Genomic DNA, 20,208 nt, shown 5'->3' on the forward strand with positions numbered 1-20,208 from the left:
AACGGCGGCGGCTGATTCCCGCTCATCCACTAGGCCGCAACCTGACCTGATGCCTTCCTACCCTGTCCGCATGACACCGGAGGCCGAGGGCATCCTGACCGCTCTGCGCGAGGCGCGGCGGCTCCTTCTCATCACCACGCTGGACGTCGCGGACACACAGGTCACGGAACGTTCCACGGTCAGCGAGCTGACGCTCGGCGGGATCCTGAACCACCTCACCCAGGGCGAGCGGGTCTGGACGCACATCATGACCGACACCGCCGGCCGGACCCCTGACGGCATGTGGGACATGACCCAGTACCAGGCACCGGAGGGTGCGACGACCGCCGGCCTGCGTACCGCCTACGAGGAGGCCGCGCGCGCCACCGACGAGGCCGTCGCGAAGTCGGACCCGGACGCGGAGGTACCCCTGCCGGAGGCGCCCTGGGAACCGGGCGTCGTGCACCACTGGCCGGTGCGCCGGATCCTGCTGCACCTTCTCCAGGAGACCGCCCAGCACGCCGGGCACGCCGACATCATCCGGGAGTCGCTCGACGGCGCGAGCACCACGGCGCGGCGGGGCTAGGGTCTCCCGTTCGGATCGGGCCGGCTGGAGGCGGTGGCCCGCTGTGATCACGTGACCCGCGCGGCAACGGCCCCCGCACAGTCCAGGGACTCCCTGTGAGTGGTGTCCACCTCCAGGTCGTAGACAACGCCCCGGTGGACCATCTCCGCCTGCAGGGCGGCCATCCCCCCGGCCCGGTCCCCGCGGGCGACCTCGCGTCCTGCGGCGACCTCACTCGCACACCTGACGCCGACCCACAGCACGTCCAGTCCGCCGAGGGCCTTCCGCCACCGCTCCTGGGACGCCGCTCCGCCGAGGAAGACGTCATCGATGATGACCCGGGCGCCCGCGCGGGCCATCGCGGCGACCCCCTCCATCCACGCCGCTTCCAGCTCCCGGAACTGCGAGCCGACACTCACCCCGCCGTCCGCGGCGAACCCGATTCCCGCATCCGACGTCTGCATGGATGCGGGCATCGCCTCGATCAGCGAGTCGACCGCGGCGGCGAGCCACGGATCCGGCAGTACCGCCTGCAGGCACCGGACGATCCCGGACTTGCCCGAGCTGGACCCACCGTTCAACACAATCACCTGAGTAGCCACCGGGGCACGGTAGAGGCAATCACCACGACGCTCGACTCGATTTCCCCCTTGACCTCAGTTGCACGTGAGGTCCGAGGGTGTTCCCCATGGACACGGAAACCACGTCACACGCGGCAGACCTCGAGGCGATCAACCGGCTGGTCGCCACCGTCGAGCACTCCCAGCAGAACAAGGACCCCGAGGAGTTCCTCGGCCTCTTCCACCCGGACGCGATCTGGACGACCGGCCACGGCAGGATCCTCATCGGCCTCGACGCGATCGCGGAGTTCACCCGCAAGGTACTCCCCGCCTCGGACCGGGACGGCGAGGTCACCTACGAGGTCGCCCACGTACTCTTCATCCGCCCCGACGTCGCGGCGGTCAAGGTCCGTCAGCGCTACCTGGCCCCGGGCGAGGAGAGCGAGGGCGCCCCGCTCTACGTGATCTCCAAGCAGGACGACGGCCGCTGGCTGCTGACCGCCTGCCAGAACACCGTCGTCGTCACCTGATTCCGATCTCCGCCCAGACCGTCTTCCCGGAGGGCGGGAACGGCCTCACGCCCCAGTCGGTGGCGAGCGCGTCGACGATGACCAGGCCGCGCCCCCGGCCGGACCGGGCGGGGGCTCGTTCACCACGCGGGTCCGTGACCTCGATGCGCAGCCCCGCACCCGGCAGGAGCACGAGCCCGAGCCGGAAGCCCCGCCCGTCCAGCCGCCCGTGCCGCACCGCGTTGGCCGCCAGTTCGGCGACGACGAGCGCGGCCGCGGCGATGGGTTCACCGTTGCGCGGCCACCCCCATGCGGCGAGCTCTTCCACGGCGAGCAGCCGCGCGAGGCGCGCACCCCGCCGGGTGGCACTCAACAGCTGCGTGAACTGCGGTGAGGGTGTTGCCGGTCGGCGCATACCTGTGTGTACGGATTCGCTCTTCACGCCACTCAGCGTGGCCGCGTGACCGTACGCTGACCAGGAGTGACTACGGTACGCAGCGTGCGTGTACCGGTGCGGGTGGTGATCGGTACCGGTCGTCCGCCGTGCGGCACGCAGGACGAACGGGGCCGGCGATGGGGCTGACGGACGCGATCGGGGATTGCGACGACTCGGAGGGCGCGCCGGAGCTGTTCCGGGTGATCGGCCGCCAGGTCCGGCTGCTCCGCGAACGGGCGGGGCTCACCCAGCGGGAACTCGGTGAGCAGCTCGGCTACAGCGAGGACCTGGTCCGCTCGCTGGAGTGCGGACGCAGGACGCCACAGCCGGAGTTCCTGGCCGCGGCGGACGACGCACTGGGTGCGGGCGGGCTGCTGCGGGCCGCGACGGAGGACGTCGGCCGGGCGAAGGCCCGGGCGCGGGTGAAGCATCCGGCGTGGTTCCGGGACTACGCGCGGCTGGAGGCGGATGCCGTGGAGGTCCACGAGTACGGCAGCCATGTCGTGCCAGGTTTTTTACAGACCGAGAATCACGCACGGGCTCTGTTCGCGATGCGCAAGCCTCTGCTGGACGACGCGACCATCGAACTACGGGTCGCCGCTCGCATGGTTCGTCAGGAGCTCCTGACTCGATGGCCCGCGCCGATCCTGACGTGCATCGTCGAAGAGGCCGTACTGCGTCGGCCGATCGGCGGATCCGCTGTGCACAGGGCGCAGCTGGAGAAGCTACTCGATCTGGGCCGGCTGAGGAGCCTGGAGCTCCAGGTCATGCCGACCGACCGGGAAGAGCATGCCGGCATGGGCGGGCCCTTCATTCTTCTGACGCCCCAGGGGCGACCCCAGGTGGCATACCTGGAAGTTCAGAACATCAGCCGTCTGGTCACTGATCAGGACGAAGTCCGTATCCTGGCCGCACGCTACGGCAGCATCAGGGCACAGGCTCTCAACCCGTCCGAATCCCTCGCTGTCATCGAGGAGTTGATGGGAGCGACATGAGTGACAACGGCGCTGTGCACATGACTGCATCCCTTGCGTGGGCCAGGAGCACCTACAGCTCCAACGAAGGAGGAGCGTGCGTGGAGGTCGCCACCACCGGCCCCGCCGTCCTCGTACGCGACTCGAAGGACGTCACCCGCCCCCACCTGACCGTCTCCCCCGCCCGCTGGGCGCACTTCGTGCGGTACGCGGCCGACGTCTGAGGGGTGTGCGGCCCGACGGGTCGCCGGTGACACTCGGGTTGCCGGGGCTGGACAATCAATTCACTTACCTGGAGCCGGACTTGCATATGTGATCTCGCTCGGATCCGGCTGTCGTCCGCACCAGCATCCGTAGGAGGAGAGCACATTGGCACGGCACGGAAATGTTCTCGCGTTACTGGACGCCTCAGGCACGTTCTACAAGCCGGAACGGCTCGTTTTTCCCGGGGCGGGCGAGGATGACTGGGAACGCGCGACGTCCCTCGATCCGGGCGCACGAGGGCCGGACGGCATGTGGCGGCTGAATTTCTGGTGCTTCGCGATCGAGCGGCCGGGCGGGCGTTGGGTCCTCGTCGACGCGGGCGTCGGACCGGCCGAGGGGCCGGGCGCTCCGTGGTGCCCGGTCCCCGGCCGGCTGCCGGAGGCACTCGCCGAGGCCGGGATCGCACCGGCGGACGTGGAGTCCGTCGTGCTGACCCATCTGCACGAGGATCATGTGGGCTGGTCGGCGACGGCGGACGGGGAGCCCTTGTTCCCCCGGGCCCGGTACATCGTCCAGCACGCGGAGACGGCTGCCCTCGACCGGTCGGACCCGGTGTGGCAGTGGGTCGTCGAGCCGCTCCTCGCCGCGGGACAGCTCGACGAGGTCCGCGGGGAGCACCGGCTCGGGCGGGGGGTGACCCTGTTCCCCACACCCGGACACACTCCCGGTCACCAGTCCGTCCTGGTCGAGCAGCCCGGCGGCCGGGACGTCATCGTCACCGGCGACGCACTGGTGCACGCCGTCCAGTTGGGCAACCCGGCCGTCGCCTACTCCCACGAGCTCGACCCGGACACCGCCCGCGCCTCCCGCGAGGCGCTGCTGGAGCGAGCGGCGGCGCACCGCGCCCTGCTGGCCCCCGCCCACCTGACTCCGGCGTTCATCGCACCGTAGGGGCCCGACCGCACCGGCCCGGAGCCGTCTGCGTGCGGTTCCTCCGCAACGCAGTCGGACGGGCAGGCGTGCGGGCGGGAACACGCCACGGGCTCACCCCCGGCCAGTGGCCGGGGGTGAGCGCGCCGCTGGGCGTCAGCTGCCGTCGCGCAGGTCGCCGAGACCGGCGGGCCGGTAGGCGATCCGGTCGAAGGCCACCTGGCAGCCCGCGCCCGTGGGCGCCTGGGCGAGGAAGCCGGCCAGTACCGGGGCATGCTCCGCCCCGAGGGCGAAGACGCGGACGAAGGTCCACTTGTCCCCGTCCTCGGAAGCGTGGAAGGCGAACGCGTTGCCGGTGCGGCTGAGCCGCAGCCAGACGGTGTCACCGTCCACGACGAAGGAGTTGGCGTCGTCGGAGTGGCCGCGGGTGACGACCGTGCAGATGGTGGGGCGGTCCGGGGAGAGCTCGAAGCAGAGTTTCGCCCACTCCCGTTCACCGGCGTGCAGATAGAGCACGCCCGCGTCGAACGCCCCCGCGAAGCCGACCTTCACCCGGGCGGCCAGCTGGAAGTCGCCCTCCGGCACGGCACCCAGCAGGCGCGGAGCGTCGGAGGCGGGTTCCAGGGCGTCGCCGCCCGGCGGGACGAAGCGGTCCTGCCGGGCGCCCGCCCGGCCGGTCAGCACGCCGTCCTCGTACCCCCAGTACCCCTGCGGGCCGAACGGCTCCAGCGGAAAGGGCACTTCGGGGAGGTGCACGGTCATACGCGGCGCCCGTCGACCCGGCGGGGCAGGCCCTGCGGGTTGTCCTCGCGCAGCTCCGGCGGGAGCAGCGCCTCGGGTGTCGACTGGTAGCTGACCGGACGCAGCCAGCGCTCGATCGCTGTCGCGCCGACCGAGGTCGAGGTGGAGGTGGTGGCCGGGTACGGGCCGCCGTGGTGCTGGGCCGGGGCGACGGCCACGCCGGTCGGCCAGCCGTTGACCAGGACGCGTCCGGCCAGCGGGGTGAGCGCCGCGAGCAGGCCCGCGGCGCTGCCGTCGGCCTCCTCGGTGGCGATCTGGAGGGTGGCGGTGAGGTTGCCGGGGAGGCGGGAGAGGACAGCGGTGATCTCGTCCTCGGAGTCGTAGCGTGCGACGACGGTGACCGGCCCGAAGCACTCCTCCAGCAGCGCGTCGTGCGGCCCTTCGGCGGCCAGCCGCTGGGCGGGGACGGTCAGGAAGCCCGCGGAGACGGTGTGCTCGCTGCCCGCACCCGGGGTGACGGGGGCCTCCACGTCCGCGAGTGCTGCCCTCTCGGCCACGCCCGCGACGAAGGCGTCCCGCATCCGGTGGTCGAGCATGACGCCCGCACCGGTGTCGCTGACCGTCTCGGTGAGGGACTTCAGCAGCCGGTCACCGGCCTCGCCGGACGGGGCGAGGACGAAGCCGGGCTTGGTGCAGAACTGTCCCGCGCCCATGGTCATGGAGCCGCCGAGCCCGGCACCGATCTGCTCACCGCGCTCCTCGGCGGCGGCCGCGGTGACGACGACGGGGTTGAGGGAGCCGAGCTCGCCGTGGAAGGGGATCGGGGTGGGCCGGGCCGCAGCCGCGTCGTAGAGAGCCCGGCCGCCGCGGATCGAGCCGGTGAACCCGGCGGCGGTGACGAGGGGGTGCTTGACCAGCTCGACGCCCGCGTCGAAGCCGTGCACGACGGTCACCACGTCCTCGGGCAGGCCGTTCTGCACGGCTGCCCTGCGCAGGAGCGAGGCGCAGAGTTCGGAGGTGGCGGGGTGGTCGGGGTGCGCCTTGACGACGACCGGGCAGCCCGCGGCGAGTGCGCTCGCGGTGTCGCCGCCGGGGACGGAGAAGGCGAGCGGGAAGTTGCTGGCCGCGTAGACGGCGACGACGCCGAGCGGGATCTTGTAGCGGCGCAGGTCCGGCCAGGGCGGGGTCCTGCTGCCGTCCTCGTGGTCGATGTGGATGTCGAGGAAGGACCCCTCCTCGACGACCTCCGCGAAGGCCCGCAACTGGGCGGCCGTGCGGGCGAGTTCGCCGGCAAGCCGGGCCGGGCCGAGTGCGGTCTCCGCGTCGGCGGCCTCGATGACGTGCTCTCCCGCTCCGGCGAGCAGATCGGCCGCGGTACGCAGGAACGCGGCGCGCACCGTGCGGTCGGCCAGCGTCTCGCGCACGGCATGCGCGGCCCGGACCGCGCGGTCGACCTCCTCCGCTGTAGCCTCCACCGCAACCTGCTCACGCGGGTTCCCGGTTCGGGGGTCGACACTCCAGACTGGTGCTGCTGCCACCGTGTTTCCTTCCGGTCCACTGCCACACATCAGGAGTTGTTCGGTATTCTGAACAGAGTTCCTGATCGTGAATATGCAGGGGACTCTATTTCCGGGCGTTCCGTGTTGGCAAGAAGTCGCAGCGTTGCGCAGGTTGTACAAAAAGGGTGGAAGGGGCACAGGGCGATGTCGGTTGCCGAGTCCGGTGGGACACAGGTCAAGTCCGCGGTACGGACGGTGGAGCTCCTCGAATACTTCGCGGGGCGCCCCGGTATGCACTCACTGGCAGCCGTGCAGGAGGCCGTCGGATACCCCAAGTCGAGCCTCTACATGCTGCTGCGCACGCTGGTGGAGCTGGGCTGGGTCGAGACGGACGCGACGGGCACGCGGTACGGGATCGGGGTGCGTGCCCTGCTCGTCGGCACCTCGTACATCGACGGGGACGAGGTGGTCGCCGCCGCCCGTCCCACCCTGGACCGGCTCTCCGACGACACCACGGAGACCATCCACCTGGCCCGTCTGGACGGGACGAACGTGGTGTACCTCGCCACCCGGCAGTCCCAGCACTATCTGCGCCCGTTCACCCGCGTCGGCCGCCGGCTGCCCGCCCACTCCACCTCGCTCGGCAAGGCGCTGCTGGCCACCCACAGCGACGAGCAGGTCCGCAAGATGCTGCCCGAGACGCTGCCCGCGCTGACGGAGCACACCCTCACCGACCGCGAGAAGCTGATCGAGGAACTGCGCCTCATCCGCGAGCAGGGGTACGCGGTGGACCGTGAGGAGAACACACTGGGCCTGCGCTGCTTCGGGGTCGCGATCCCGTACCGCACCCCGGCGCGCGACGCGATCAGCTGCTCCGTGCCGGTCGCCCGGCTCACGCCCGCGCACGAACAGATGGTCAAGGACGCCCTGTTCGACGCCCGCGACCGGCTGACCCTGGCGACCCGGAGGCTCTGACACCGTGCGAACCGAACTGCGCGAGGTGCGGGACGGCGACCTGCCCCTGTTCTTCGCGTTCATGAGCGACCCGGAAGCGACCCGCATGGCGGCCTTCACCAGCGCCGACCCCTCCGACCGTGCCATGTTCGACGCCCACTGGCAGCGCATCCGCGCCTCGGACACGGTGATCATGCGCACGGTGCTCGCCGACGACGTGGTGGTCGGCAGCGTGGGGGTGTACGGGCCGCCGGCCGAGCGTGAGGTGACCTACTGGCTGGACAGGGCGCAGTGGGGCCGGGGGGTGGCGACCGCCGCGCTGCGGGCCCTGCTCGATGTCGTACCGGACCGTCCGCTGCACGCGCGGGCCGCGGCCGACAACACCGGTTCGGTGCGGGTGCTGCAGAAGTGCGGGTTCACCGTGACCGGCGCGGACCGGGGCTTCGCGCAGGCCCGGGGCGAGGAGACCGACGAGGTGCTCCTGCGGCTGGACGCCTGACAGGGCGGGTACCCGGTACGCCGGGTACCCGCTGCGCCGGGCGGCCGGGATCCCCGGCGCGGCGGAGGGGCGCCGGGCCCGAAGGGGCGAGAGGCCTCTCCCCCGCGCGGCGGAGGCGGATCGTCGCAGCGCAGGACGTGCGGGCGGGCACCGCACGGAAGCGTGGGTGCCATGACACAGAGACCGCTCGCACCCCGCACCCGGGAAACACCGCCACCGCCCCTCCACGCGGGCCGGGCCCGCGTCCTGCTCCGCATCCTGACGATCGTCTCCTGCCTGCCCTACCTGTCGCTCAAGATCGCCTGGATCGCGGGCAGTCACGTCGGCATCCCGGACGACAGCACCCTGCTCGACCACCCCACCTCGATGGCCGTGGCCAACAGCGCGACGGTGCTGATGGACGGCACCGTGATCGTCCTCGCCCTGCTGCTCACCCAGGCCTGGGGCCGGCGCGTCCGGGCCTGGCTGCTCGCCCTGCCGATGTGGGTCGCGACCGGGCTGCTCCTGCCGATCATGACCGGCTTCCCGTTGCAGCTGCTGGTCGGCGTGATCAGCGGCCGGAGTCCGGGCTCCGCCGACTCGCGTGCCTTCCTGGACGGCTGGGTGTTCGGCGTCGTCTACTCCGGATTCATCATCCAGGGCCTGGCGCTCGGTACCCTGTTCGCCCTGTACGCGAGGGACCGTTGGGGCCACCTCTGGCAGGGCGCCCTGCGTGATCTGCCCCCGAGCCCCACGGGTCCCGCCCTCCGCGCCGCCGCTGTCGCCGCCTCGGTGCTCGCCGTCGTACCCGCCACCATGCACCTGGTCTGGGCCGCGGGTTCGACCGCGGGCCTCAACGGGACGCGGATCGCGGAACGTACCCCCGACTTCTACGCGCTCCAGGCGCTCGACGCCCTCTTCCTCGCCGCCGCCGTCGCCGGGGTGCTGCTGCTCGCCTTCCGCCGCACCGGCGGGCTCGCGCTCAAGGTGCCGCTCGCCCTGGCCTGGGCCGGCTCCGGGGCCGCGGCCTGCTGGGGAGGCTGGCTGAGCATCGCCTCGCTGGGCAACGTCGAGGAGATCGCCGACCGGCCCACGGCCGCGATGGGCCTGATCTACGCTGTACAGATGCTGGTCGGGATGCTGATCGTCACCTTGGGCGCGTACTTCCTCGCCGAGCGCTCGGCTGCGGCGAAGCCGGCCGGCACCCGGGCGTGAGACTCCTCCTCGGGCGGCGGGCCCGGCTGCGCTGGCTTCATCTCATCGTCGGTGGCGCGCTGTTGATGCCGTACTTCCTCGTCGGCACGGTCATCGTCGGCTCGTACAGCTCCGACGCCAACGTCTTCTCCTCGCCCGCCAACCAGTTCACCGCGTTCGCGTTCGCGCTGCCGATGGCCGCGGTCACCGGACTCTTCCCGCTCGCCCGCCCACTGTCGGTGGCGGCGGCCCGCACCCTGTGCGGCATCCCGGCGCAGGTGCTGGCGGAAGGACTCGCCAGGAGCCGGCAGGCGCGGATCAGGACCGCGGGCTGGTTCACCCTGCATGTGGCGCTCGGGGGCGTCATCAGCGGGCTGACGCTCGCGCTGACCCCGTTCGCGGTGGCCGTGATGATGCTGCCGTTCGTCGCGGGTGTCCGGGACTCGCCGGCGCTGGGACTGCCCTCGGCCATGGACCGGCCCTGGCTCCTGGCCCTGGCGCCGTTCGCCGGCCTCGCGATGCTCGTGGCGATGGCCGGCTGCGCGGCCGCGGCCGCGGCGGTACTGGCCGGCCGGGCGATCGTGCTGCTGGGCCCGACGCCCGACGACCGGCTGGCAGCCGCGGAGCGCAGGGCGGCGGATCTGGCGGTACGCAACCGGCTCGCCCGGGAGCTGCACGACTCGGTCGGCCATGCGCTGAGCGCGGTCACGCTCCAGGCCGGTGCGGCCCGCAGGGTGCTGGACAGCGACCCCGATTTCGTACGGGAGGCGCTGACGGCGATCGAGGAGACGACCCGCCGCACGGTCGGTGAACTCGACGCCGTGCTGGGCCTGTTGCGGCGCGGGGAGGACGAGGCGCAGGGCCCCGCGCTCGACGCCCTGGACGGGCTGCTCGACCACTGCGGGGTCCCCGTGGCGTACACGGCGAAGGGCAGCCCCGAGCTGGTTCCGCGGGCCGTGTCCAGGGAGGCGTACCGGATCGTGCAGGAGGGCCTGAGCAACGCGCTGCGGCACGGCGGCAGCGGTGCGCGCGTGGAGCTCCGGATCGCGGTGGACGAGCGCGAACTGGAGATCACGATGGACAATCCACTGCCCGGCCGGGCGGCGGTGGTGCGCCCCGGCGGCGGGCGCGGGCTGCGTGGCATCGCCGAACGGACCGTGCTGCTGGGCGGCACCACACGCTCGGGGCCGGACGCCGCCGGCGTATGGAGGCTCACCGCCCGCCTCCCCCTGCACAGCCCCCGACAGGAGAACCGATGAGCAGCGGCACGGTCCGCATCGTCCTCGCCGACGACGAGCGCATGGTCCGTACGGCACTGCGCGTGATCCTCGACGCGGAAACCGGCCTGGAGGTCGTCGGTGAGGCGGCCACGGGGGCGGAGGCGGTGTCCGTGGTGCGTGAGCTGCGGCCCGATGTGGTGCTCATGGACGTGCGGATGCCGGAGATCGACGGGATCCGCGCGACCGAGCAGATCCTCGGGACGATGAAGGACCCGCCGCGGATCGTCGTCGTCACGACCTTCGAGAACGACTCCTATGTGTACGACGCCCTGCGCGCCGGAGCCGCGGGCTTCCTCCTGAAGCGGGCGGCGGCCGAGGACCTGGTGCAGGCGGTACGGCTGGTGGCCCGCAGCGACTCGCTGCTGTTCCCGGCCGCGGTGCGCACGCTGGCCGCCGAGCACGGGAGGCGGCAGGCGGTCACGGCGCCGCCCTGGGTGGCGCGGCTGACCGAGCGGGAGGCGGAGGTGCTGCGGCTGCTGGCGGTGGGCCTGACCAACACCGAGATCGCCGGGCGGCTGACGGTCGGCGTGGCGACGGCGAAGACGCACGTGGCCGCGGTGCTCGCGAAGACCGGGGCCCGGGACCGTACGCAGGCGGTCATCGCGGCATACGAGTCGGGGTTCATCACGCCCGGCTGACCCGCCCGGGCGGCTGAGAAAACGGTGAGAAGGGACACGAACGGGAACGTCCCGGGCTCTCCCGCTCGTCCCTCCAGCGGGATGAACAAGACAATCAGGCGCGCTTCGGTCTTCTGTCTGCTCATGGTCCTCGCCCTGTTGGTGCGGGCGACCTGGGTGCAGGCGTACGAGGCCCGGGCGCTCGCAGACGACGAACACAACCGGCGGAACACGATCGCGCAGTACGCGCAGCCGCTCGGCGACATCATCGTGGCCGGTTCCCCGGTCACCGGTTCGAAGGAGACCACGGGCGGCGATCTCCGTTACAAGCGGATCTACACCCAGGGCGAGCTGTACGCGTCGGTCACGGGCTACAGCTCACAGGCTTACGGCGCCACACAGCTCGAAGGCATCTACAGCGATGTGCTCGACGGCACCGACAACCGGCTGAAGGATCCCGCCGCGGTGCTCACGGGCGAGCAGACCGCCCCGGGCCAGGTGCTGACGACCATCGACCCGGACGTCCAGAAGGCGGCCTTCGAGGCACTCGGGGACGACCGGGGCGCAGCCGTCGCGATGGATCCGGAGACCGGCCGGATCCTCGGCATGGTCTCCTCGCCGTCGTACGACCCGTCCGGGATCAGCGGGACGACCGACGGGGACGCCTGGCAGAAGCTGCTCGACGACACGAGCAAGCCCCTGGTCAACCGGGCACTGAGGCAGCCGCTCCCGCCGGGCTCGACCTTCAAGCTGGTGGTGGCGTCGGCAGCTCTGGAGAACGGCCTGTACGACTCGGTCGACGAGCCCACGGACAGCCCCGACCCGTACACCCTGCCGGGCACGACGACGGTCCTGTCGAACGAGAACCCCTCCGCCCCCTGCGAGAACGCCACGCTGCGCACCGCGCTCCAGTACTCCTGCAACAACGTCTTCGCGAAGGTGGCCGCCGACCTCGGTCAGGACGAGCTGAAGGCGATGGCGGACGCGTTCGGCTTCGACACCGAGAAGCTGGACGTGCCGGTGCGGGCCGCCGAGAGCGTGTACCCGACGGGTATGGACGAGGCGCAGACCGCGCTGACCGGTATCGGCCAGTTCGAGGTGACGGCGACCCCGATGCAGATGGCCATGGTCTCGGCGGCCCTCTCGAACGGTGGTGAGCTGGCCTCGCCGCACATGGTCTCCGAGGTGACGGACGCCGGCGGCTCCACGCTGCAGAAGTTCGAGGACGGCGACACCGAGCGGGTCGTGTCGGAGTCCACGGCCGAGCAGCTGCGCAGTGCGATGGTCACCGTCGTGGAGCAGGGCACGGGCACCAACGCCCGGATCGACGGCGCGGAAGTGGGCGGCAAGACGGGTACGGCGCAGAACGGCGTGGACAACAGCAACACCCCGTACGCCTGGTTCACCTCGTACGCGAAGGACGACTCCACCGGCAAGCAGGTCGCGGTCGCGGTGGTCGTCGAGGACTCGGGGGCGGCCCGCTCGGAGGTCAGCGGCAACGGCCTGGCGGCGCCGATCGCGCAGAAGATGATGAAGGCGGCACTGAAGGGCTGACGGGACGGTGGGTTCCGGCGGAGTCCGCCGGTGGCCGGGGAGGCGTAGCCCGTGCGGTCCGCCCGGTCACCGGGGTGCGGTCGCCGCTGCGGCCGGTGCATCACCGCTCTTGTCCACGGCGGATTCCGGCCCGTCCGGCATGGTGCTCCCCCGTGCGTGAGGGACCCGCGACGGGCAGCTGAATTGTTCACCCGTCACGGGGGGTTCAGGTTTTCGCCGTGTTGCGCCTTACTGGTTACGCACCCTCGTCGAAGCGCTTCCGAGGTGCACGTTGGTACGCTCTCGTCCCCGCGGACGGAAGTGAGAACGTACACAGCTCCTTGGATCGCGCCAGGAGCCGAGTGCAGAGAGAGGTTCCCGTGGGCACAGTCGTCGACGATGCTGCTGCCGCCGAGTTCCATGCGTTCTTCGAGGCGCACTATGCCGAACTCGCCCGGCTCGCCCATCTGCTGACCGGTGAGGCCGACGCGGCGGACGATCTGGCGGCCGATGCGCTGATGGCGCTCTGGCACCGGTGGGACCGGGTCAGGGGCGCCGACCACCCCGTCGCGTACGCGCGCGGGGTCGTCGCCAACCTGGCCCGCACGCGCATCCGCAGCGCCGTGCGTGAGCGCCGCCGGATCGCACTGTTCTGGGCGCCGCGCGGGGCCGGGGACGGATACGCCGTGGACGACCCCGATGTGTCGGCGGTCGTGGACGTACAGGGGGCTCTGCGGAGGCTGCCGTTCCGAAAGCGGGCGTGCGTGGTGCTGCGGCACGCTTTCGATCTGTCCGAGCGGGACACCTCGCTGGTGCTGGGAATATCGGTCGGTACGGTGAAGAGCCAGACCTCGCGGGGTGTGGCGGAGTTGCAGAAGCTGCTGGGCCCCGAGGCTCCGGCGGCGCAGCAGCAGGTGGCCGTCGCGGGGCAGCGCAGCACCGGAGGAAGGCACTGATGGACGACGACCTGCGTGAGCGGCTGCACCACGCCGCCGCCTCGCACCTCCCCGACCGGGAGCGGATGCTGGCCCGGATCGAGCGGAGCATGGCCGAGGAGCCGCCGGTCCGCCTCCCCCTGCGCGCCCCGAAGCCGTGGCTCCGGGTCGTGGGCGCGACGGCGGCGGTGTGCGGGGTCCTGGCGGTCGGCGCTGTCGCCGTGACCTCTGCGGGACAGGGTGAGCAGGGCGCGGGACGGCCGGGGCAGCAGGTGGCCGGTGAACCCGTGTCACCCGCGCCCGAGGCGCGGTCCACCGAGCGGGGCGGCGCGCTGCCCGCCGAGAACGGGCCGCTGTGGTCGGACGGTTCGGTCGACGCCCACAGCAACAGGTACTGGGCGCAGAGCAACGTGACGCTCAGGACCGCGCAGCCGCTGACCGCGCTCGCCGTCGAGCTCCGGGTCGCGCTGAACGGCGGGGTGAACACCACCGGATCCTGGCGGTCCCTGCCGGTGGAGGACTTCGTGGCCTCCGCGCAGGAGGAGGACGGCTTCCTCGTCTACCGGTGGACGCTGAAGCCGGGACGGAACGTGCGGGCGGGCACGTACACCTTCGCGGGGCAGTACAACCACGCGGAGGGCGTCCGGAACGCGGCGCGGGACGACTACACGGCGCGGGCCCGTGCGGCCGGCGGGCAGGCCTCGGTGGGCGGCGGCTTCACCGACGGCCGCTGAGGCATCAGGGCCCGACGGGGCCGGTGGTGCGGAGAACGAGCACCGGGAAAATGATCCGTACACGGCAACCCTTCCGTACGGCGGTGGCGACAAAGGAGCGCAACACTCCCCCACCACCGAGGAACGGAACACCGAACATGAGGGAACGAGCCGCACTCCGGCACACCCACCGGCGCCGTCCCGGCCGCCGCCGCATGGCCGCCGCGCTCACCGCGGCCCTGGGTCTCACCGGCGCCGCCCTGGCCACCAACGTGATGCTCCAGCCGGCCGGCGCGGCCGCCGCCGCGGTGCCCGCCTGGCCCACGGCCAAGGGCAGCCAGGCCGTCTCGTCGACCATCGAGGTCTCGGGGACGTACGACGGCGGCCTGAAGCGCTTCTACGGGAGCGGCGACCTCGGCGACGGGGGCCAGGACGAGGGCCAGGACCCGATCTTCAAGCTGAAGGACGGGGCGACGCTGAAGAACGTCATCCTGGGCTCGCCCGCCGCCGACGGCATTCACTGCTCCGGCAGTTGCACGCTCCAGAACGTCTGGTGGGAGGACGTCGGCGAGGACGCCGCGTCCTTCAAGGGCACGTCGTCGGGGGCCGTGTACACGGTGAGCGGCGGCGGTGCCAGGAAGGCCTCGGACAAGGTCTTCCAGTTCAACGGCGCGGGCAGTCTGACCATCACGAAGTTCCAGGTCTCCGACTTCGGCAAACTGGTCCGGTCCTGCGGCAACTGCTCCAAGCAGTACAAGCGCAGCATCACCGTCAACGACGTGGACGTGACCGTGCCGGGCAAGTCCCTGGTCGGCATCAACACCAACTACGGCGACACCGCGACGCTGCGCTCGGTGCGGATCCACGGCGACAGCAGCAAGAAGATCAAGCCGTGCGTCCGCTACACGGGCAACAGCACGGGTGCCGAGCCGAAGGAGACCGGTAGCGGTCCGGACGGCACGTACTGCCGCTACTCCTCGTCGGACATCAGTTACGACTAGGAGCTGAGCGGCAGTCGAGGTGCCTCCGCCGGGCCGGGCCCCGAGCCCGGCCCGGCGGGGGCGCCGAGCGCTGTCCGGCCCCGCGGTCAGACGCGGGGCCGCCAGTCGCCGAGGTGGCCGGCGGGGGTGTGCGAGCGGGCCTGGGACGCCGAGAGCTGGGGGCGGTTGCCCGGGACGGTGATACGGGCGCCGGGGCCGGTGTTGCGGTACTCGGCGAAGCGCTGGTCCTGCCAGGGGAAGCCGGCGGACATGGTGGCGTACGGCGTGACGGCGTCGACGCCCGCGCCGAGGTGACTGTCGCGGACGGTCAGCATCGGCCGTGCGGTGAGATCGGACGAGGGCACCCAGGGGCGGGCCAGCTTGTAGTACGCGTCGGGGGCGGTGCTGGTGACCCGGGAGCGCAGGACCAGATAGCCGTGCGGGTTGGCACCGGCGGTGCTGGGCGCGAAGACGAAGCCGTACGGGGCGGACGCGAGGTCGGTACGGGTCAGGGTGCGGAAGTGGCAGCGGTCGAACACGGCGGTGGCGCGGCCGAACACGAAGTCGACGTCGCCCTCCACGTAGCAGTCGCGGTAGTACTGGCGGGCGAAGGCGGTCAGGGAGAGCGAGTCGGCGTACAGGGTGTCCTGATGGCCGAGGAAGCGGCAGCCGTAGAACGCCGAACGGTCGCCCTGGACCTTGATGGCGACGGCCTGGGTTCCGGTGTACTCGGGGTTGTCGGAGCGCAGCCAGTCGTTGGCGAAGGTCAGGTCGCGGGCGGTGAAGTCGGCGGCCTGGACCGTGACGGTGGCCGACCCGCTGGTGCCGTAGGTGCCCGAGCCGTCGGGTTTCGGGGTGCCGGCCGCGTTGTTGTGGACGATGACGGTGTCGCGCGGGTCGCCGCTCGCCCCGATGAGGGTGAGGCCGGCCCGGTCCGCCGGGACGGTGACCGTTCCGCGGTAGACGCCGGGGGCGAGCACCAGGGTGTGCCCGGTGCCGGTGGCCGCGGCCACGGCGGAGGGGACGTCGGCGTGGTCGCCCCCGCCCTGCGGGTCGACGTAGAGCGTGCGGGGGTCCCGGCGGCGGGCCGGTGAGCCGTAGCGGCCGAACGGGCGGACGTGCGCGGGCCGGGCGTGTGCGGTGGGGGCGCCGACGGCGAGGGCGGCACCCGCGCCGGCGAGCAGTGACAGCGCGCCGCGTCTGCTGGTCATGGCGGTACTCCTGACGTGGGATGCGGGAAAAGTGAGTGGCCGGAGCGGCTCTCTCCGGGGTGGTGGGGAGAGTGCGGTGCCGCTCCGGCCGGTTCGGGATGTGCGTCGTCAGCGGCCCGATATCCTGCCCGCTCCGGCCTTGAGTGCGACGAGCACGGGGACGACGAGCGGGTGGTCGACCTTCGTGCGCAGCTCGGGCGTCCAGCCGGCGCCCACGGTGAGCTGCTCGGCGGGCACGCCCGCGTTGTGCACGGCGATCAGGTCGGTCTTGCGCCCGTTGACGTAGTTGTCGTCCGCGGTGAGCGAGGACTCGGACCACTTCTTGAGGATGGTGGCCTTGTCGAAGCCGCGGCCGAGGCTGAACGCGTTGTGCTCGGCGACGAGCTTGGATTCGGCTCCGATGCCGTACGAGTAGCCGTAGGCGCTGCCCGTGGTGGCGACGAAGTGGTTGTTGTACGAGTCGACCTGGCCGAAGCGGACGCGGGGCGCGCGCTCCTTCACGTCCTTGAAGAGGTTGTGGTGCAGCGTGACGCGGAGCTTGCCGCGGTCGCTCGCCCCGGCGCCGTCGCTGTTGCCGATGAGCATGGTCTTGTCGTGGTCCTTGAGGACGTTCCACGACACCGTGACGAGGTCGGCGCCGCGGACGATGTCGAAGAGCCCGTCGTGCTGCTGGAACACCTGGCCGAAGTAGTGGGGCTGGTCGGCGTCGGGCCGGTCGCCGTCGCTGAAGGTGTTGTGGTCGACCCAGACGTGGGTGGACCCGTAGACGACGAGGTTGTCGTACTCGGAGTTCCAGGCGCCCTGGTCCCCGTCGGTGGGGTCCCACTGGGGGAAGCAGTCGTAGGTGTCCTCGAAGGCGATGTTGCGGATGATGACGTTGGAGACGCCCTTCACCTGCAGGCTGGCCCCGATGATCGTCGCGTCGTCGCCGACGCCGATGAGGGTGGTGTTGGAGGGGACGTTCACGTTGACCGCGGCCGCCTGCAGCTTCGCGGAGGCCACACGGGCGTCCTCCAGCGGACCCGCCGGGACCTCGGCCGTGCCCCAGACCGCGGGGTCGTAGGCCGCGAGGTACTTCTCCAGGGTGTAGCCGTCCTGCTCGTAGTCCTCGCATCCGATCGGGGTGCCGTTGACATCGGAGTTGCCGTGGACGGTGCCGGCGATTCTGATGATCTTGGGTGCGTCGCCCGCGTCCTGGAAGGCCGCGATGAGCTCGGCGCGGTTCGTGACGGTGTAGATGTGGTCGGGAGTGGCCTGCGAGCCGCCGGTGGTGGAGCCGTCGGCGGCGGCCCAGCCGTCGCCTGCGGGAAGTACGGCGCGCTCGATCCCCTTGCCGTGGTGGTGCGGGGCCGCCTGGGCGGGGACGCTCACGGCGAGGGCCAGTGAGGCGCAGCCCAGCACCACGGCGGTGGCACGGGCGTGGGACATGCGTGCGGGCATGACGAATCCTTAACTGTCGTACGGGCGGAGGAAGAAGATGGTGAAGCGGTTCAGGCCTGCGGCCAGGTGATCCACTCGACGGGGACCGGGCCGTCGAGGCGGCGCAGGTCCCGTGCGGCGAGCACGCGTTCCGCGCCGAGGGCACGGGCGGTCGCCCGGGCCACGTCGATCGCCCCCGCAGGCCGGAAGTGGGTGTTGTCCTGCTTGCCGTCCGGGTAGTTCGGGGACTCCCCCGGCTCCAGCCGGTTGAAGTAGGGCTCGGTCCCGTCCGGGCCGAGTTCCTGCCAGCGGGCGAGGGAGAGTGCCTGGAGGTCGAGCAGCGGCACGCGCTCCTCGGCCGCCAGCGCGCGCATGGCGGCGGGGTACTCGCCGTGGGTGGGCCGGGCGGTGCCGTCGACGGCGAAACGGCGACGCTCCACCGGGGTCAGCAGCACGGGCTCCGCCCGGCGGGCCCGCGCGCCCTTCACGTACTGGCGCAGGTACGCCTGGTACGTGGTGTACGGATCGGTGCCGCGGGCAGGGTCCTCCGTCTTCTCGTCGTTGTGCCCGAACTGGATGAGGACGAGATCGCCGGGGCGGACGCCTTCGAGGAGGGCGGTCAGGCGGCCCTCGTCGATGAAGCTCTTGGAACTCCGCCCGTTCATCGCATGGTTGGCGACGGTGAGTCCACGGCCGAGGAAGAAGGGGAGGGCCATGCCCCACCCGGTCTCGGGCGCGGCGTCGGCGTACTTCTGGGCGGCCGTGGAGTCGCCCGCGATGTGGAGCGTCCGGGACCGTGGCCCGCCCCCGCCGTGGGCGAGTGCGGGGGTGGCGGTCAGTGCGAGCGGCAGCGCGAGGAGCGCGGCTGCCGTCTGCCTGCGGGTGAGTGACACAGCGGGACTGCCTCTCTCGTACGACCGGCTCGTACGACGTACCGGACGTGCTCGACGTACCTGACGTACTCGACGTACAAGGCCTGGCGTACGAGGGGAGAGGGACCGGCGGCGGGGCGCGACCCGAACCGCCGCCGGGTCCCGGTCATCGGGTACCGGCCGTGGCGAGACGGTCGGATCAGTGGCCCAGGTCCTTCCACTCCTTCTGGGCGGTGTTCAGCTCGTCGGCCATCTTGTCCAGGAACTGCTTGGCCGTGACCTTGCCGAGCAGCAGCTTCTGGAACTCCGGCTCGTTGTCCGCCTTGCTGATGTTGTTCCAGTCGGGCAGGTAGTACGGAAGATCCACGATCTTGGTGGAACCGTCGGTGAGTGCCTTCGCGGCGAGCGCCGTCGGCTCGGTCTTGGAGATCCAGGGGTCCTTGGCCGCCTCGGTGTTGGCCGGGATGGCACCCGCGGCCTCGTTCCACTTGCTGTTGGACTCGTGCGAGGCGGCGAACTCGATGAACTTCCAGGCCGCCGTCTTGTTGTCGCTCGCCCGGAACAGTCCGAGCCCGTCGACCGGGTTGGAGACCTGGACCCGGGTGCCGCCCGCGCCGATCGGTGCCGGGATACCGGCGAACTTCTCGGCCCCCAGTGCCTTCAGGTGGTCCTGGTAGGAACCGAGGTTGTGGCTGAGCATCCCGATGGTGCCGGTGTCCCACTGGGCGACCATCTTGGTGAAGTCGTTGTTGACGTCGGCCGCGGGGGTCGTCTTCTTGAAGAGGGCGGCGTACTTCTCCAGCGCGGCGACGTTCTTGGGGTCGTTGAGCGTCGTCTTGTCGCCGGCCCAGAATTCCGTGATGCCGGACTGGCCGTAGGCCGCGTCGAGGGCCTGCGCGATGGAGCCGGCGCCGCCGCGGATGGTGTAGCCGAACTTGTTCTTCTTCGCGTCGGTGAGCTTGTCGGCCGCCGTGTAGAAGTTGTCCCAGGTGGTGGGCGCCTCGAGGTTCGCCGCCTCGAACAGGTCGGTGCGGTACCAGAGGGCACCGTTGTTCGCGGAGGTCGGCACGCTGTACAGGTCGTCGCCCCGGCCACCCGCGGCCTTGACGCTCTCGACCATGCCCTCGACCAGCTTGCCGTTCAGCGACGACTCCTCGATACGGTCGGTGACCGGCACGAGGGCTTCCTGCGACACGATGCTGGCGAGGTACGCGGTTCCGACGCCGCCGACGTCGGGCAGGCCGCCGCCCGCGATCGCCGTGTCGTACTTGGACTGGACGTCGGCGATCGGGATCGGGACGTACTTGACCTTGATGTCGGGGTTCTTCTTCTCGAAGTCCTTGATGATCTCGGTCCAGATGGCGGTGCGCGGACCGCCGTTGTTGTCCCAGAACGTGATCTCGCCCTTGCCGCTGCCTTCCTTACCGGTGCCGCTGCCGTCGTCACCGCACGCGGTGGCCGTCAGGGCGAGCGCCGCCGTGAGGGACATCGCGGCCATGGCGCGCCCCCGCTGCGTCTTGGAGATGGTCATCGTCGGCTCTTCTCTCTCGGTGCTGTCGGTGAAATCGCTGATGTCGCAGGTGCCGTGCGGTACGTCGGTGGGGGGCGGACGTGGGGGTGGTCTG

22 protein-coding genes are annotated in these 20,208 nt (G+C 71.4%); 14 read left to right on the forward strand and 8 right to left on the reverse strand.

Features of this window, described 5'->3' with window-relative positions; all coding sequences use genetic code 11:
- Positions 1-70 precede the first annotated feature (70 nt).
- The gene (locus ABZS61_RS14765; protein ID WP_356419673.1) at positions 71-565 is read left to right on the forward strand and encodes a DinB family protein; all 495 of its coding nucleotides are present in this window, start codon (positions 71-73) and stop codon (positions 563-565) included.
- 47 nt (positions 566-612) lie between these two features.
- Here ABZS61_RS14765 and cpt read toward each other — a convergent pair whose 3' ends face one another.
- Positions 613-1,146: a chloramphenicol phosphotransferase CPT gene (gene cpt / locus ABZS61_RS14770; RefSeq protein ID WP_356419676.1), complete on the reverse strand. Its 534-nt coding sequence runs from the start codon at positions 1,144-1,146 to the stop codon at positions 613-615.
- Between the two features lie 86 nt (positions 1,147-1,232).
- On the opposite strand from cpt, the gene ABZS61_RS14775 reads away from it, so the two are divergent.
- Complete coding sequence (locus tag ABZS61_RS14775) at positions 1,233-1,634, forward strand: SgcJ/EcaC family oxidoreductase (RefSeq protein WP_356419678.1); 402 nt, start codon at positions 1,233-1,235, stop codon at positions 1,632-1,634.
- Here the strand turns inward: ABZS61_RS14775 and ABZS61_RS14780 are convergent.
- Positions 1,627-2,028, reverse strand: a complete 402-nt coding sequence (locus ABZS61_RS14780) for an ATP-binding protein (protein WP_356420271.1) — start codon at positions 2,026-2,028, stop codon at positions 1,627-1,629. The genes ABZS61_RS14775 and ABZS61_RS14780 overlap by 8 nt on opposite strands.
- A 158-nt stretch (positions 2,029-2,186) precedes the next feature.
- On the opposite strand from ABZS61_RS14780, the gene ABZS61_RS14785 reads away from it, so the two are divergent.
- The 3 genes from ABZS61_RS14785 (at position 2,187) to ABZS61_RS14795 (ending at position 4,178) form a co-directional block, all read left to right on the forward strand.
- Positions 2,187-3,044 carry a helix-turn-helix transcriptional regulator gene (locus tag ABZS61_RS14785; RefSeq protein WP_356419681.1) on the forward strand — a complete coding sequence of 286 codons (858 nt, stop codon included), beginning with the start codon at positions 2,187-2,189 and terminating at the stop codon, positions 3,042-3,044.
- A 20-nt stretch (positions 3,045-3,064) separates the two neighbouring features.
- Entirely contained in the window at positions 3,065-3,247 is a 183-nt protein-coding gene (locus ABZS61_RS14790) for a DUF397 domain-containing protein (RefSeq protein ID WP_356419684.1), read from the forward strand.
- Positions 3,248-3,392: 145 nt separating this feature from the next.
- The gene (locus ABZS61_RS14795) at positions 3,393-4,178 is read left to right on the forward strand and encodes an MBL fold metallo-hydrolase (protein ID WP_356419687.1); all 786 of its coding nucleotides are present in this window, start codon (positions 3,393-3,395) and stop codon (positions 4,176-4,178) included.
- Positions 4,179-4,313: 135 nt separating this feature from the next.
- On the opposite strand, the gene ABZS61_RS14800 is transcribed toward ABZS61_RS14795, so the two are convergent.
- Together ABZS61_RS14800 and ABZS61_RS14805 are read right to left on the reverse strand one after the other, a co-directional pair.
- Positions 4,314-4,919, reverse strand: a complete 606-nt coding sequence (locus ABZS61_RS14800; RefSeq protein WP_356419690.1) for a DUF1349 domain-containing protein — start codon at positions 4,917-4,919, stop codon at positions 4,314-4,316.
- Positions 4,916-6,436, reverse strand: coding sequence for an aldehyde dehydrogenase (NADP(+)) (locus tag ABZS61_RS14805; protein ID WP_356419692.1), 1,521 nt, complete (start codon positions 6,434-6,436; stop codon positions 4,916-4,918). The genes ABZS61_RS14800 and ABZS61_RS14805 overlap by 4 nt, the downstream gene beginning before the upstream one ends.
- Positions 6,437-6,601: 165 nt before the next feature.
- On the opposite strand from ABZS61_RS14805, the gene ABZS61_RS14810 reads away from it, so the two are divergent.
- The 9 genes from ABZS61_RS14810 (at position 6,602) to ABZS61_RS14850 (ending at position 15,102) form a co-directional block, all read left to right on the forward strand.
- Positions 6,602-7,372 carry an IclR family transcriptional regulator gene (locus ABZS61_RS14810; RefSeq protein WP_329212353.1) on the forward strand — a complete coding sequence of 257 codons (771 nt, stop codon included), beginning with the start codon at positions 6,602-6,604 and terminating at the stop codon, positions 7,370-7,372.
- 4 nt (positions 7,373-7,376) lie between these two features.
- The gene (locus ABZS61_RS14815; RefSeq protein WP_356419695.1) at positions 7,377-7,850 is read left to right on the forward strand and encodes a GNAT family N-acetyltransferase; all 474 of its coding nucleotides are present in this window, start codon (positions 7,377-7,379) and stop codon (positions 7,848-7,850) included.
- Positions 7,851-8,021: 171 nt separating this feature from the next.
- Positions 8,022-9,044, forward strand: coding sequence for a hypothetical protein (locus tag ABZS61_RS14820; protein WP_356419698.1), 1,023 nt, complete (start codon positions 8,022-8,024; stop codon positions 9,042-9,044).
- The gene (locus ABZS61_RS14825; protein ID WP_356419701.1) at positions 9,041-10,282 is read left to right on the forward strand and encodes a histidine kinase; all 1,242 of its coding nucleotides are present in this window, start codon (positions 9,041-9,043) and stop codon (positions 10,280-10,282) included. The genes ABZS61_RS14820 and ABZS61_RS14825 overlap by 4 nt, the downstream gene beginning before the upstream one ends.
- A complete protein-coding gene (locus tag ABZS61_RS14830; RefSeq protein ID WP_356419704.1) occupies positions 10,279-10,941 on the forward strand; it encodes a response regulator transcription factor in 663 nt (220 codons plus the stop codon). Before ABZS61_RS14825 ends, ABZS61_RS14830 begins: the two co-directional genes overlap by 4 nt.
- A gap of 81 nt (positions 10,942-11,022) precedes the next feature.
- Positions 11,023-12,474 (forward strand): penicillin-binding protein 2, encoded by a 1,452-nt coding sequence (locus ABZS61_RS14835; RefSeq protein ID WP_356419707.1) that lies wholly within the window; start codon positions 11,023-11,025, stop codon positions 12,472-12,474.
- 359 nt (positions 12,475-12,833) lie between these two features.
- The gene (locus tag ABZS61_RS14840) at positions 12,834-13,409 is read left to right on the forward strand and encodes a SigE family RNA polymerase sigma factor (RefSeq protein WP_356419711.1); all 576 of its coding nucleotides are present in this window, start codon (positions 12,834-12,836) and stop codon (positions 13,407-13,409) included.
- Positions 13,409-14,122 (forward strand): hypothetical protein, encoded by a 714-nt coding sequence (locus ABZS61_RS14845; RefSeq protein WP_356419714.1) that lies wholly within the window; start codon positions 13,409-13,411, stop codon positions 14,120-14,122. Before ABZS61_RS14840 ends, ABZS61_RS14845 begins: the two co-directional genes overlap by 1 nt.
- A 137-nt stretch (positions 14,123-14,259) precedes the next feature.
- Positions 14,260-15,102, forward strand: coding sequence for a pectate lyase (locus tag ABZS61_RS14850; RefSeq protein ID WP_356419716.1), 843 nt, complete (start codon positions 14,260-14,262; stop codon positions 15,100-15,102).
- A gap of 86 nt (positions 15,103-15,188) precedes the next feature.
- Here the strand turns inward: ABZS61_RS14850 and ABZS61_RS14855 are convergent, their stop codons facing one another.
- The 4 genes from ABZS61_RS14855 to ABZS61_RS14870 form a co-directional block, all read right to left on the reverse strand.
- Positions 15,189-16,292 carry a pectinesterase family protein gene (locus ABZS61_RS14855; RefSeq protein ID WP_356419719.1) on the reverse strand — a complete coding sequence of 368 codons (1,104 nt, stop codon included), beginning with the start codon at positions 16,290-16,292 and terminating at the stop codon, positions 15,189-15,191.
- A gap of 108 nt (positions 16,293-16,400) precedes the next feature.
- Positions 16,401-17,732 carry a pectate lyase gene (locus tag ABZS61_RS14860; protein ID WP_356419722.1) on the reverse strand — a complete coding sequence of 444 codons (1,332 nt, stop codon included), beginning with the start codon at positions 17,730-17,732 and terminating at the stop codon, positions 16,401-16,403.
- Positions 17,733-17,782: 50 nt separating this feature from the next.
- Entirely contained in the window at positions 17,783-18,604 is an 822-nt protein-coding gene (locus tag ABZS61_RS14865) for a rhamnogalacturonan acetylesterase (protein WP_356419725.1), read from the reverse strand.
- 178 nt (positions 18,605-18,782) lie between these two features.
- Positions 18,783-20,114 (reverse strand): sugar ABC transporter substrate-binding protein, encoded by a 1,332-nt coding sequence (locus tag ABZS61_RS14870; protein ID WP_356419728.1) that lies wholly within the window; start codon positions 20,112-20,114, stop codon positions 18,783-18,785.
- Between the last annotated feature and the right edge of the window lie 94 nt (positions 20,115-20,208).

Source organism: Streptomyces sp. NPDC005566 (assembly GCF_040605575.1).
Taxonomy (GTDB): domain Bacteria; phylum Actinomycetota; class Actinomycetes; order Streptomycetales; family Streptomycetaceae; genus Streptomyces.